Below are 13,349 nucleotides of genomic sequence, written 5' to 3'. Positions count from 1 at the left end.
GCTCTACCCATCCTACGCCTCGACTCACCGGCTACTCACCACTTGAGCATCCTGACCATCAAGCACCCAACCCAGAGCATTCGTCAGTGATCAATTCCGAGATCTGGAAGGACAGCGCCGAGATCGACGGCATCATCGGCCGGATGGCCGATGAGCTGCGCTCTCTCATCGCCGAGCGCGCAATCCAAGCCCCGCTGATGATCGGCATCCACACCGGCGGGGTCTGGGTTGCGGATCGGCTGCACGAGGTGTTGGAGCTGACCGAGCCGCTTGGCCATCTGGACATCTCCTTCTACCGCGACGACTTTACCCGCATCGGGATGCATCCGCAGGTGCGCCCCTCGTATCTGCCGGTCGGGATCGACGATCGCCATCTGATCCTGGTGGACGATGTCCTGCAAAGCGGTCGCACCATTCGCGCCGCCCTGAATGTCCTGTTCGACTACGGCCGGCCGGCCTCGGTCATCCTGGTCACGCTCTCCGAGCGCGACGGGCGCGAGCTGCCGATCGAGCCGAATGTCGTCGGCCTGCATGCCAAGCTCGAGCCGGGCGAACAGATCAAGCTCAGCGGTCCGCACCCGCTCGTTCTCCTGCGCGGGCAGAGCGCGAAGACATCGTCGGCCAAGACCGACAAGACCTCGGCCGCCCCTCCTGCTGCAAGCGCCAAGGACGAGGCCCGTCGATGAAGACAGGCCACCAGCAGCTCGACGGCCAGGGCAACCTCAAACACTTTCTGACGATCGAAGGGCTGAGCCGAGCGCTCTTGGTCGAGATCCTGGACCGTGCCGAAGGCTTTCTCGGGGTGACGCAACAGGCGGTCAAGAAGGTCCCGCTGTGCCGCGGCAAGGTCGTCGCGAATCTCTTCTTCGAGACCAGCACCCGCACCCGCACCACCTTCGAGCTGGCCGCAAAACGGCTCTCCGCGGACGTGCTCAACCTCAACATCTCCACCTCGGCCACCGCCAAAGGCGAGACCCTGCTCGATACGCTGCGCAACCTCGAGGCGATGCAGGTTGACATGTTCGTGGTGCGCCACGCCTCGAGCGGTGCGGCCCATTTCATCGCCGCCCATGCGGCACCGCACGTGAGCGTCATCAATGCCGGGGACGGGCGCTATTCCCACCCCACTCAGGGGATGTTGGACATGTTCACCATCCGCCGCCACAAGGGGGATTTTGCGAAACTTCGGGTGGCCATCGTCGGCGATATCCTGCACTCGCGTGTCGCGCGCTCACAGATCCTCGCACTCAATACCTTGGGGGCGGCCGAGGTGCGCGTGATCGGCCCGCGCACCCTGATTCCGGCATTCGCCGAGGAGGCGCTCGGGGTGCGGGTTTTCCACGAGCTGCGCGAGGGGATCCGCGATGTCGACGTCATCATCATGCTGCGCCTGCAACGCGAGCGCATGACCAACGCGCTCCTGCCGAGCGAGCATGAGTACTTCCAGCTCTACGGCCTCACCGAAGAGCGCCTCGGCGTGGCCCATCCCGAGGCCATCGTGATGCATCCCGGGCCCATCAATCGCGGGGTCGAGATCGAGTCACAGGTCGCCGATGGACCCCGCTCCGTGATCCTCGAGCAGGTCACCAACGGGATCGCGATCCGCATGGCGGTCATGTCCATGTGCATCGGCACTCAAAACATCGCCATGCAGGCGGACGGCAAGACGGATGGTGAGCCCAATGGCTGAGGTCGGCCGAATCAGTATTCGCGGCGGGCGCCTGATCGACCCGGCCAACCGGCTCGACCGAGAGGTCGACGTGCACCTTGCCGACGGGCGCGTGCTCGCGATCGGCGAGGCGCCGCTAGGATTTGAACCGGAGCGCGTTATCGATGCGCGAGGACTGATCGTCTGCCCGGGTTTCGTAGACCTCAGCGCCCGGCTGCGCGAGCCCGGTCTCGAGCAGAAGGCGACGATCGCGAGCGAGACTCGGGCGGCGGCGGCGGCCGGGATCACGACGCTCTGTTGCCCGCCCGACACCTCCCCCGTCATCGATACCCCGGCCGTCGCGCAATTGATTCGGCAGACCGCGCAGCGACACGGCTTCGCGCGTGTCGTGCCGGCCGGCGCCATGACCCGAGACCTCGACGGCAAACAGATCACCGAGATGGCCGCGCTCAAGCTCGCCGGCTGCCCGGTGTTGAGCCAGGCCGATCGGCCGATTCGCAGCGCCCAGGTGCAGCGACGTGCGATGGAGTATGCCGCGACCTTCGGACTGACGCTCTTTCTGCATCCGCAAGACCCGGACCTGACCAGCGGCGGCTGTGCTCACGAAGGCCGCGTGAGCGCCCGGCTAGGGCTTCCCGGCATCCCGGAGGCCGCCGAGACGGTCGCCGTCGCCCGCGACCTCGCATTGGCCGGCCAGACCGGCGCACGCATCCATTTCCGTGGTCTCTCAACCGCACGGGCGACCGTCATGCTGGCTGCGGCACGCGGCCGAGGGGTGCAGGCGAGCGGTGACGTCGCCATCCACCAACTCTTTCTCACCGAAGAGGATCTGGACGGCTTCGACGCCAACTGTCATCTGGTACCGCCGCTGCGCACCCGAGCGGACCGCGATGCCCTGCGTCATGCGCTGGCGGCCGGGGAGATCGGCGCCATCTGCTCGGACCACCAGCCGCACGATGCCGATGCCAAGCTGCTCCCCTTCCCCGAGACCGCACCGGGCATCTCGGGGCTCGAGACCTTGCTGCCGCTCGCGCTGCGGCTGGTGACGGAAGGCGTACTCGATCTGCCGGGCGTTGTCGCCCGACTCACTGTCGGTCCCGCCGAAATCTTGGGTCTGGACCTGGGACATCTCTCGCCCGGGGCGACCGCGGATGTCTGTCTCTTCGATCCGAATGATTGCTGGATACCGACGCCGGAGACACTCCTAAGTCACGGCGAAAACAGCCCCTTTCTACACAAGCAGATGCACGGGCGCGTCATGGCCACGGTGCTGGATGGACACATCGTCTTCGAGCGGACGAGCGATCGCTGATCGAGGCAGGACCGGTTCCCAATCAACCGTTCAAGACAAGTGATCCATCTTAGCCCCTCTCCCCTCGCGGGAGAGGGGTTGGGGAGAGGGGGAGAATGATCCGCAACGGCTAAGTTGTTTCTGAACCGTTACCAAGCCGCCTCAACCGCCGGACTCAAGAGCCTCCGGGTTCATGACCTGCATGGTCTCCTCGCCCATCCCCATCACCAAGACGCCGCGGCCCGTGGCACGACGCACGACACTCGCGTCCGGATAGAGACTCGCCAGGATGCCGACGGCGCGACGATCGGCGTACTCCGGAAAGACGCGGGGGATCTCGGCAAGCCGTTCGAGAATCCCCTCGACATGCGCATCCGTCAGGCGTGACTTGGTCTCGTTGACCAAGACCACGTCGGGGCAGACCAGAAGCGCATCGTACTCGCGGGTCTCACTGCCGAAGCGGCGCACGACGCGGACCCCGAACAGATCCGCCACGGGACAAGAGAACAGCTCGGCCGCCACCCGCGGAAGATTGGGCGCCACGATGTCCTCGACCAGCGTGCCGAGGCGATTGGCGAGATCGCCCCATTGCTTGTTCATACGCTGACGTTCCCGTCTGTTTTCGTCTTTGAACGCGAGCATCTCCTCGGACAGGCGGGCAAGCGACATCTCCGTGCGCATCGCCTGGTAGCTCAGCTCCTTCATGTATTCCCGCAGCGTGTCGACCTCTTGTTTGAGTGCGGCTTGTCCCATAACGATGACCCTCCAACGCAATCCTGTTGAACGCGTGAAAGCATAAACCTAAAAGGAGGAGAGAGGAGTGAGGAGAGAGTGGTGAGTGGTGAGTGGTGAGTGGTGAGTCTCGAGGGGAAGACCTCGCGGCCTCCTCTCTCCTCTCTCCTCTCTCCTCTCTCCTCTCTCCTCTCTCCTCTCTCCTCTCTCCTCTCTCCTCTCTCCTCTCTCCTCTCTCCTCTCTCCTCTCTCCTCGCTCCTCTCTCCTCGCTCCTCGCTCCTCGCTCCTCGCTCCTCTCTCCTCTCTCCTCTCTCCTCGCTCCTCGCTCCTCGCTCCTCGCTCCTCGCTCCTCGCTCCTCGCTCCTCGCTCCTCGCTCCTCGCTCCTCTCTCCTCGCTCCTCGCTCCTCTCTCCTCGCTCCTCTCTCCTCGCTCCTCTCTCCTCGCTCCTCTCTCCTCGCTCCTCTCTCCTCTCTCCTCTCTCCTCTCTCCTCTCTCCTCTCTCCTCTCTCCTCTCTCCTCTCTCCTCTCTCCTCTCTCCTCTCTCCTCTCTCCTCGCTCCTCGCTCCTCGCTCCTCGCTCCTCGCTCCTCGCTCCTCGCTCCTCGCTCCTCGCTCCTCGCTCCTCGCTCCTCGCTCCTCGCTCCTCTCTCCTCGCTCCTCGCTCCTCTCTCCTCTCTCCTTGCTCCTCGCTCCTCGCTCCTCGCTCCTCGCTCCTCGCTCCTCGCTCCTCTCTCCTCTCTCCTCGCTCCTCGCTCCTCGCTCCTCGCTCCTCGCTCCTCGCTCCTCGAAAACTCCGTGCCTTCCGGCTAGACTCGTCGCGTCCTCTCGCCTGGAGCCCGTCGTGCCCCCGACCTCGACTCATTCTTTCCCGGATTTTTCCCGCGCCCGTATTCTGGTGGCCGGCGACCTGATGCTCGACCGCTATTGGAGCGGCGCGACCCGTCGGATCTCGCCCGAGGCCCCGGTGCCGGTGGTCCACGTCGCGCGGGTTGAAGACCGCCCGGGCGGTGCGGCGAACGTGGCGCTGAATCTGGCCGCGCTGGGCTGCCATGTCACCCTGACGGGCGTGACGGGCGACGACGAAGCGGCCGACGTGCTGACCGCACGACTCGATGCGCACGCCATCCACACCCGACTGCACAGACGCACGGATGTGCCCACCATTACCAAGCTGCGGGTCTTGAGCCAGCATCAACAACTGATCCGCTTGGATTTCGAGGCGCCCTTGACGCCGCTCGGCGACGACCCGCTGCCGGAACTGGTTTCCGAGGGGCTCGATGCCTGCGACCTCCTGGTGCTCTCGGACTACGCTAAAGGGACGCTGGCCGACCCGCAGCGTCTCATCGCGCTGGCCCTGGCAGACGGCAAACCCGTGCTCGTAGACCCCAAGGGACTCGATTTCACAGGCTACCGCGGCGCCACGCTCCTGACCCCGAACCGGGCCGAGCTGGAAGCGATCGTCGGTGTCTGCGCCGACGACATCGCGCTGATCGAGCGGGGCCAGCGGTTGCGTGCCGAGCTCGACCTGACGGCCATGCTGATCACGCTCGGCGAGCGCGGCATGCTGCTGCTGCGCCCGGAGAGCGAAGCACTGCACCTGCCGACGCGGGCTCGCGAGGTCTTCGACGTGACCGGTGCCGGCGACACCGTGATCGCGACCTTGGCCGCCGCACTTGGCGCGGGCGTCGCACTCGACGAGGCCTGCGCGCTGGCCAACTGTGCGGCCGGCCTCGCGGTCGGCAAATTGGGCACCGCGACGGTCGCCGCCCGCGAGTTGGAGCACGCCTATCGGGGCAGCGAATGGCATACGGTGCTGGACCAGGAGGCATTGGTCGACGCGGTCGAGGCGGCGCGCACGGCCGGCGAGCGGATCATCATGACCAACGGCTGCTTCGACATCCTGCACGAGGGCCATGTCGCCTATCTGCAGCAGGCCAAGCGGCTCGGCGATCGCCTGATCGTCGCCGTCAACGACGATGCCTCGGTGAGCCGGCTGAAGGGTCCGGAGCGACCGATCAACGGGGTCGAGCAACGCATGGCCGTGCTCGCCGGTCTGGCGTCGGTCGACTGGGTCTGCGCCTTCTCCGATGACACGCCCGAGGCACTCATCTGCCGGGTCAAACCGGACCTGCTGGTCAAGGGCGGGGACTACCGACCGGATGAGATCGCCGGAGCGGATTGTGTCCGCGCCAACGGCGGCGAGGTGCGCGTCCTCGATCTGCTACCCGGGCGCTCCACCACGCGGATCCTGAGCAACATCCGGGCTGCCGCGCCGCAGACCTGAACCCGTGCAGACGCGCCGCTCCGTACCGCACACCGAGACGACCCCCTCGCCGATGACCCGACCTCTCTACACGCTCCTGCTGCGCCTCCTGCTGCCACTCGCACTCCTTCGCCTCTATTGGCGCAGCCTCAAGTCCCCTGCGTATCGGCGGCGGGTGCGCGAGCGGCTCGCGCTCGGCCCCGCAGGGCCCGCAACGCAGGTCTGGATCCATGCCGTCTCGGTCGGCGAGGTCCAGGCCGCGGAGCCCCTGATCCGGCGCCTGCTCGAGCACGACCCGCCGCTGTCCGTCCTGGTGACGACCACGACACCCACAGGCGCCGAGCGTCTGCGCGAACGCCTCGGCGACAGCGTGGCGCACCGCTACACCCCCTACGATCTTCCGGGAATCCTCGACCGCTTCCTGGACCGAACAACCCCGGCGCTGCTGATCGTCATGGAGACAGAGATCTGGCCCAACACGCTGGATGCCTGCGCAACACGCGGCATCCCGGTGATCCTGGCGAACGCCCGGCTCTCGGAGCGCTCCGCTCAGGGCTATCGACGGTTCACACGCCTCACGCGCGAGACACTGCAAGACTTCGATCTGATCGCCGCCCAAGCCGAGCCGGACGCCCGGCGATTCATCGCACTGGGGGCCGATCCCGATCGGGTCCAGGTGACAGGGAGCATCAAGTTCGACCTACGACAGTCGGCGAGCCTGCTCGATCAGGCCGAGGCAATGCGGCGCGCGTGGGGCAGCCAACGTCCGGTGTGGGTCGCGGCCAGCACGCATGAAGGGGAGGATGGACCCGTCCTCGCGGCGCATCAACGCATTCGAACGGTCTTGCCCGAAGCCCTGCTGGTGCTGGTTCCGCGCCATCCGGAACGCTTCGATCGCGTTGCCGAAACGGTGACGCGACAGGGCATGGCACTCACCCGGCGCAGCCGACAGGAGCCCTGCACACCAAGCACGGCGGTGTTTCTCGGCGACACCATGGGAGAGCTCCCGATCTTTCTCGCCGCGGCCGACGCAGCCTTCATCGGCGGCAGCCTGGTGCCGACCGGCGGTCACAACCTCCTGGAGGCGTCAGCGGCGGGCGTTCCCGTCGCCATCGGCCCTCACCATTTCAACTTCGCGGCCATCACGCAGCTGCTGTGTGCTGAAGAAGGCGCGGTGGTGATCGACGACACCGAAGCGCTGGCGCGACTCATGACCTCCTGGCTGAGCGACGCCACCGAGCGGGCGCGCATCGGCGAGAACGGACGACGCGTCGTCGAGGCAAATCGCGGCGCACTCGATCGGCTCATGGCCCTGATCGAGGCCCGCTTGCCGTCGACGCGAGGCTAAACCGCGTCCAGAGCGAAATGCGTCGTTTTCATTTTGCGTTTGGCTTCGGAGATGTCCTCGATCCCCGTGAGACGCGGTTTAGAATTTAATATTTTTGAATACTTTAAACCGCGCCGGCTCCGACAATCGTCGAGTCTGCCGAGGCCGACCCCATCCAAAAACATCAAAGACCGCGCTGGGCGCGGTTTAACGTGGATCAACCAAGGGCGAGCGACGTTCGGGCCGATGGAAAGACCCGTCAGCGTCCGCCCCGGCACATCAATCCGCTGCCTTGAACAGCGACCAAACCTCGCGGAACTGGGCGTCGGTCGAGTCGCCGAGCCATTCGAATCCGACCGACTCGGTGCAGACGACTTGGGTCCCGGCATGGCGCATGCGATCCAGTACGTTCTGTTTGAATACGGATTTGCGCGAGATGATGGCATCGGCCGGAACGAACACCTGATACCCCCAACGCTGGAGCCCGGAGACGGTCTGAACGATACAGATGTGTGCCTCCATGCCCACGACGATCAACTGACGCCGGTCCGGATGGGCAGAGATGTTGCGCTCGAACCCGGGCGCGGTGCAGCAGGAAAAGGCGGTCTTCTCGGTCGCATCCGCGCCCTCGGGCATGTTTTCGCGGATGCTCGCCATGACCGGTCCGAGCCCTTTGGAGTTGTGCTGGGTCGCGATGACCGGGATGCCGAGGATCTTGGCGGCCGACACCAGCCGATTGATGTTCCCGACGACCAAGTCAAGCTCGTCGGCAGGCATTGCATGCGCCAAACGTTCTTGGGCATCGATGATCAGGAGCTGAGAAAAGGCTCTCTGACAGAGCGGCATCTGCGCTTGATGGGTACTCATGGCGTGTCCTCGCGATATTGTTATTGGATCGCCCGTGGCCGAAAACGCCCGTGGCGCAGAGGAGTGTGCGTCAGTTTCCCGACGGGAATCAAGGAAAAAGCGGCATCCCGTCCGAGCTGCACGAAGCCAGAGACCGGCTGCAGATCAGTAGACCGGCATCGCGGGATCCAGATCGCGCGCCCAGGCCGCAACGCCGCCGTCGAGATTGACCATGCGCGTAAAGCCCTGCTGCTCGAGGAACCGCGCGACCTGATAGCTGCGAATGCCGTGATGACAGATCACGACGATCTCTCGATTCGGATCCAACCGCGCCAATGCCCCTGGGATCTGCCCCATCGGGATGGATAAGGATCCCTCGATCCGACAGATCTGAAACTCCCACGGCTCGCGGACATCGAGCAAAACCGGCGGCTCGCCGTCCTCCGCCGCCAACAACTGCGCAACCTCTCCAGGCCCCATTCGACGCATCACCAACCCCCGTATTCAACCACGCCCGACGGGCATGCGTTTCCGAGGCTCGACCCGCCAACCCTCGGAAGGCGGCACCGGCACCCAGCCACTAGGACACGCGCCATCACTGATTCGATCGTCGCTTCACACTCTCCTGAACCGCGTCTGCTGCAACGCCCGTTGAATCGGACAACACCCAGCCCGGCCGAAAGCCCCGCATGACACACCGAACGCGGTTCAGCGCTGTTCAGAACTCAAAGGCATTCGCCTCGACGGCATTCTTCAAAGCAAGCGTCGAGGTCTCGAACAGCCCTTCTCGGGGAAAATCGCGCTCGCCGATACGGGTGATCAAGACAGCCTCCATCGCAGGCTCTACCCCGAAGATGCAGAACAAACGCCCGCCCGGGGCCAGTTGCCCTTGAAGGAGCGGCAAGGCAGCCTCGGTTGGCATCGATCCGGTCACGGCAATCACGTCGAACGGTCCACCCTCGACAGGCTCGCTCAGCGCATCGCCCGTGCGGATCTCGATCGAATCGAGGCCCAAGCCGGCCAATCGCGCGCGCGCTTCTTCGGCCAGATCCGCATCGATCTCGACCCCGATCACCCGCCCGCCGAGGCGATCCAGACAGGCGCTCACATAACCCGTCCCCGCACCGATCTCCAGCACCCGCTCGCCGGCCTGCACGTCGAGCGCCTGCAGCATGCGCCCGACAACCTTGGGCGCCAACATACAGACGCCCTCGCCGATCGGGATCTCGATATCCGCATAGGCGAGTCCCTGGTAGGCGTCGGGCACGAATGCCTCGCGCCGAATCTCCGCCATCGCCTCGAGGACCCGGTCGTCCAGGACGTTCCATGGGCGAATCTGCTGTTGAATCATGTTGAAACGCGCACGCTCGGCGGTGATGTCCATCGGAATCGAGTCCTCGTTTTCTTGTTCTGGGCGGCCCGGAAGCCTACTGAGTTTGGGCAGATCGAGCAACCGGGGATGGTGGTGAGCCTGTAGCCTGTAGTGGATGGGTAGAGCGAAGCGAAATCGATCCAGCCCGCGCCAAGGGCATCGGACCGAAACGGGGGATCGCGGCGGTTTGGAGGATGGGTTTCGCTGACGCTCTACCCATCCTACGCGTTCATCAAGGCGTTCAGCTTGTTTCTGAATCGCCACTTACTCGACCACCTGCGCATAGCCCTCGCTGCGCACGCCCTGCAGCAAGGAGTCGACCTCGCTCGTAGAGATGCCGAGCATCTGCAGGGCTTCCGCCCCGAGGCGCAGGCTGCTTTCGATCGCCTCGGGGTAAGCCAGCGTCGCACCGGCGCGGATGAGACTTCCGCAGGCTTCCAGATCCCGCGCGCGGGCGATCACGGGCACCTTCGGGTAGGCCGTGCGGATATGCGACACCGCCCGCAGGGCGGTCGGTCCGTGATCGATGGTCAGGATCACCAGGGCCGCCTTGTCCACTTGAGCGGCCTCCAGGAGTTCCACATCCCCGATATCGCCGAAATAGACCGCGCGGCCGTCCTGCTCCCCGCGCTCGACATGCACTGGGTTGGTGTCGAAGGCGATGAAGGGGATGTTGTTGGCCTCCAACAGGGTCGCGACCGTATGACCGACCCGCCCGTAGCCCGCAATGACGACCCGACCCACCTGCCCAGCCTGCCCCGCGGGAGTCGCCGGGTACTGGAAGGTCGTCGGAGCCACCGATCGGTGCTCGAGGCGCCGCGCAGAGAGGTCGCCGATCCGCACCAGCAAAGGCGTCAGCAACATACTGACCGAGATGACGCTCACGGCGATGACGAAGGTTGCGTCGTCGATGACCCCGAGCGCCTTAGCCGAGCCGAAGAGGACGAAGCCGAACTCCCCGCTCTGGGCCAACATGAAGGCGACGCGGGTCGCCGTCCCGCGCGGCAGCCCGAAGGCGATGCCGATCAACAGGAGCACGACCAACTTGATGGCGAGGATCACGACGACATGCTGGGCCAGCAGCAGCGGCTGAGCCGCGATCGCCTCCAGGTCGATCGACATCCCGACAGCGACGAAGAAGAGGCTCATCAATAACCCCTTGAAGGGCTCGATCTGGGCCTGGATCTGAAAGCTGAAGCGCGAGGTCGAGAGGAGCATCCCCATCATGAAGCCGCCGAGCGCCATCGAGAGCCCCGCCTCATGCATCGCCCCGGCCGCCAAAAAGACCGCCAGAAGCACGACCAGGGTAAAGGCTTCGCGGTTGTGCTGACGCAGCAGAGACCTGAGCGCGAAGGGCACCAGGTATCGACCGAAGCCGAAGACCAAGGCGACCATCCCGGCAACGACGAGGATCTGCTTCAAGAAGGGGACGTCCGAAGACAGGGTACCGACATCCGAGAGGATCGGCACAATTGCGAGCAGCGGCACCACGGCCAAGTCCTGCATCAAGAGGACAGCGAAGGCGGCGGTCCCGTGGCGGGTGGCGAGATCGCCGCGTTCGTGCAGCAGCTGCATGACCAGCGCGGTTGAGGAGAGCGCCAAGGTCAGCCCCATCAAGAGCGCTGCCTGCCAAGAGTAGTCGTAGAGCGCGATGTAGCCCGCCACCAAAAAGCCGGACGCCAGGATCTGCGCCGAGCCCATCCCGAAGACCTCGCGTCGGAGCGCCCAGAGTCGTCGCGGCTTCATCTCCAGACCGATCAGGAAGAGCAGCATCACCACGCCCAGCTCGGTGAAATTGCGCACGTCCTCGACATGCGCCGTCACCGATGGGCCGGGCGAGTGCGGTCCGACGACGATCCCCGCCACCAAGAGCCCCAAGATGGAGCCCAGCCCCAGATGCTTGAACAAGGCAACGGCCAGCGCCGCCACAGTGAGCAGCGAGATTGCCGAAAGGACAAAGCTGTTGAGCTCCATGTCGCGACTCTTAAACCGCGCCCAGCGCGGTATGCGAAGTTTTTGGATGGGATTGGCCGCGGCAGACGTGACGACCGCTGGAACCTGCGCGGTTTAAAGTATTAAAAAATATACAATTCTAAACCGCGCCCCCGCTAAGGGTCGTGGATGGACCAAACGTCGAACTCACTTGAAAGTGAGCATCTCGCTCTGGGCGCGGTTTATCCTATGGCGTTCGGTCGAGACATTCCCCGAGAGACAGGACGCCATGCCATCTACCCCACCCCGGCGACCGAGGGTCGCCGTCGCCGGTGCCAGCGGCTTTATCGGTACCGCGGTTTGCCGCGCCCTGACGGACGCCTTTTCGGTTCGGGCGCTGACACGATCGCCCGCCCGGGCACACACGCCCGACGCGGATCAGCGCGTGACCTGGCGCCATTGCGATCTCTTCTCCGCGTCCGACTTGGTCGAAGGGCTCACGGACTGCGATTATGCCGTTTATCTGGTGCATTCGCTGGCGCCCTCGTCGCGCCTGACGCAGGCCAAACCGCGCGACATGGACCTCATCCTGGCCGATAACTTCGCACAGGCCGCGGCGGCGAACGGGGTCAAGCAGATCATCGTGGTCGGCGGGTTGATCCCGGACAGCTTTCGGATCTCGCCTCTGCTCTGGAGTCGGCGCGAGGTGGAGCTGGTGCTGGCCTCGCGCGGGACCCCGGTGACGGCGCTGCGTGCCGGACTGGTCGTCGGCCCCGGTGGGTCGGCCCCGCGGCTGCTGGTGGATCTGGTCAGGCGCCTGCCGCTGCTCTTGCTGCCGCCGAGCGCCCGTTCGATGACGCGGCCGATCGCGCTGGTGGATCTGGTTCGGGCGGTGCGCCACTGCCTAGGGCAGCCGGAGACCTGTCGGGGCGCATACGATATCGGCGGTCCCGAGTGCTTGAGCTATGAAGAAATGCTGCGTCAAACGGCCGATGTGCTCGGGCTTCGAAGACGCATCCTGACCCTGCCTTGGATGCCGCTCTGGCTGGCCTCGGCGACCGCGCGGTTCTTCAGCGGCGCCCCTTCGGCCGTCGTCGGCCCAGCCCTGGAAAGCTTGCCTCAGGACACGGTGATTCGCGACAACCCGATTCAGCGCGCGATCGACCCGGCTGCAATCCCCTTTCGCGAGGCGTTGCGCGCGGCGCTCGCCCCGTCGGGTCGACGCCTGTTGCCGAGCCCGCGTCAGCCGATCGAGGGTCAGAGCCGCGAGCTGATGCGCCGTGCGCGGCTGGTGCGCTCCATCCAGCGGGTGATTTTGCCGCCCGGTCAGGATGCCGCCTGGGTCGCCGGCAATTACTTCCGCTGGCTCGGCGCCTGCTGTTGGCCCATGGTCTGCACCCACATCGACGAGACGGGTCGATGCAGCGTCTTCATCCGCTTCCCGCGCCTGCACCTGTTGACGCTCCAATGGCTCGCCGAGGAGAGCAGCCCGCAGCGTCAGGTCTACGCCATCGTCGGCGGTCTCCTGAGCCGGCCCGACGGGCAGGGGCGTGCCCGATTCGAGTTCCAGACCCTATTGGACGATCGCTACACCATGGCGGCCATCCACGACTTTGCACCCGCCCTTCCCTGGTACGTCTATCTCTGGACCCAGGCGGTCGCGCATCTTCTGGTCATGCGGCGGTATCAGAGGCGGCTCGCGCGCTTGGCGCGGTGAGGCGCCTGCCTCTTCAGCCTCCTGCCTCTTCAGCCTCCTGCCTCCTGCCTCCTGCCTCCTGCCTCCTGCCTCCTGCCTCCTGCCTCCTGCCTCCTGCCTCCTGCCTCCTGCCTCCTGCCTCCTGCCTCCTGCCTCCTGCCCCTGCCTCCTGCTGATAGCTGTCGGCTGGCGGCTGGCGGCTGGCGGCTGGAGGCTGGAG

The 13,349-nt window shown here is 65.4% G+C and carries 12 protein-coding genes; 6 read left to right on the top strand and 6 right to left on the bottom strand.

Annotation, left to right across the window (positions count from 1 at the left end; translation table 11 throughout):
• Positions 1-86 precede the first annotated feature (86 nt).
• From pyrR to BDD21_RS08885, 3 genes are read left to right on the top strand one after another with little or no spacing between them, the layout of a single operon-like run.
• Entirely contained in the window at positions 87-686 is a 600-nt protein-coding gene (gene pyrR, locus BDD21_RS08895) for a bifunctional pyr operon transcriptional regulator/uracil phosphoribosyltransferase PyrR (RefSeq protein WP_120796864.1), read from the top strand.
• A complete protein-coding gene (locus BDD21_RS08890; protein WP_120796863.1) occupies positions 683-1,690 on the top strand; it encodes an aspartate carbamoyltransferase catalytic subunit in 1,008 nt (335 codons plus the stop codon). Before pyrR ends, BDD21_RS08890 begins: the two co-directional genes overlap by 4 nt.
• Positions 1,683-2,981 carry a dihydroorotase gene (locus BDD21_RS08885; RefSeq protein ID WP_170164717.1) on the top strand — a complete coding sequence of 433 codons (1,299 nt, stop codon included), beginning with the start codon at positions 1,683-1,685 and terminating at the stop codon, positions 2,979-2,981. Before BDD21_RS08890 ends, BDD21_RS08885 begins: the two co-directional genes overlap by 8 nt.
• A gap of 141 nt (positions 2,982-3,122) precedes the next feature.
• Here the strand turns inward: BDD21_RS08885 and BDD21_RS08880 are convergent, their stop codons facing one another.
• Positions 3,123-3,713 carry a hypothetical protein gene (locus tag BDD21_RS08880; protein WP_120796861.1) on the bottom strand — a complete coding sequence of 197 codons (591 nt, stop codon included), beginning with the start codon at positions 3,711-3,713 and terminating at the stop codon, positions 3,123-3,125.
• Complete coding sequence (locus BDD21_RS27390) at positions 3,662-4,555, bottom strand: hypothetical protein (protein WP_147431017.1); 894 nt, start codon at positions 4,553-4,555, stop codon at positions 3,662-3,664. Before BDD21_RS27390 ends, BDD21_RS08880 begins: the two co-directional genes overlap by 52 nt.
• On the opposite strand from BDD21_RS27390, the gene hldE reads away from it, so the two are divergent.
• Both hldE and waaA read left to right on the top strand, forming a co-directional pair.
• Complete coding sequence (gene hldE, locus BDD21_RS08875) at positions 4,535-5,977, top strand: bifunctional D-glycero-beta-D-manno-heptose-7-phosphate kinase/D-glycero-beta-D-manno-heptose 1-phosphate adenylyltransferase HldE (RefSeq protein ID WP_120796860.1); 1,443 nt, start codon at positions 4,535-4,537, stop codon at positions 5,975-5,977. The genes BDD21_RS27390 and hldE overlap by 21 nt on opposite strands.
• 52 nt (positions 5,978-6,029) lie before the next feature.
• Positions 6,030-7,304, top strand: a complete 1,275-nt coding sequence (waaA, locus tag BDD21_RS08870; RefSeq protein WP_120796859.1) for a lipid IV(A) 3-deoxy-D-manno-octulosonic acid transferase — start codon at positions 6,030-6,032, stop codon at positions 7,302-7,304.
• A 258-nt stretch (positions 7,305-7,562) separates the two neighbouring features.
• Here the strand turns inward: waaA and BDD21_RS08865 are convergent, their stop codons facing one another.
• The 4 genes from BDD21_RS08865 to BDD21_RS08850 form a co-directional block, all read right to left on the bottom strand.
• Positions 7,563-8,150: an isochorismatase family protein gene (locus BDD21_RS08865; RefSeq protein WP_120796858.1), complete on the bottom strand. Its 588-nt coding sequence runs from the start codon at positions 8,148-8,150 to the stop codon at positions 7,563-7,565.
• Between the two features lie 144 nt (positions 8,151-8,294).
• Positions 8,295-8,618 carry a rhodanese-like domain-containing protein gene (locus BDD21_RS08860; protein ID WP_120799830.1) on the bottom strand — a complete coding sequence of 108 codons (324 nt, stop codon included), beginning with the start codon at positions 8,616-8,618 and terminating at the stop codon, positions 8,295-8,297.
• A gap of 229 nt (positions 8,619-8,847) precedes the next feature.
• Positions 8,848-9,513: a protein-L-isoaspartate O-methyltransferase family protein gene (locus BDD21_RS08855; RefSeq protein WP_120796857.1), complete on the bottom strand. Its 666-nt coding sequence runs from the start codon at positions 9,511-9,513 to the stop codon at positions 8,848-8,850.
• Between the two features lie 252 nt (positions 9,514-9,765).
• Positions 9,766-11,475 carry a cation:proton antiporter domain-containing protein gene (locus BDD21_RS08850; RefSeq protein WP_120796856.1) on the bottom strand — a complete coding sequence of 570 codons (1,710 nt, stop codon included), beginning with the start codon at positions 11,473-11,475 and terminating at the stop codon, positions 9,766-9,768.
• A gap of 247 nt (positions 11,476-11,722) precedes the next feature.
• On the opposite strand from BDD21_RS08850, the gene BDD21_RS08845 reads away from it, so the two are divergent.
• A complete protein-coding gene (locus BDD21_RS08845) occupies positions 11,723-13,150 on the top strand; it encodes an NAD(P)H-binding protein (protein WP_120796855.1) in 1,428 nt (475 codons plus the stop codon).
• The last annotated feature ends 199 nt before the right edge of the window (positions 13,151-13,349 follow it).

The sequence above is a fragment of the Thiocapsa rosea genome, assembly GCF_003634315.1.
Taxonomy (GTDB): domain Bacteria; phylum Pseudomonadota; class Gammaproteobacteria; order Chromatiales; family Chromatiaceae; genus Thiocapsa; species Thiocapsa rosea.
This window is presented reverse-complemented; position numbering and strand designations above follow the sequence as displayed.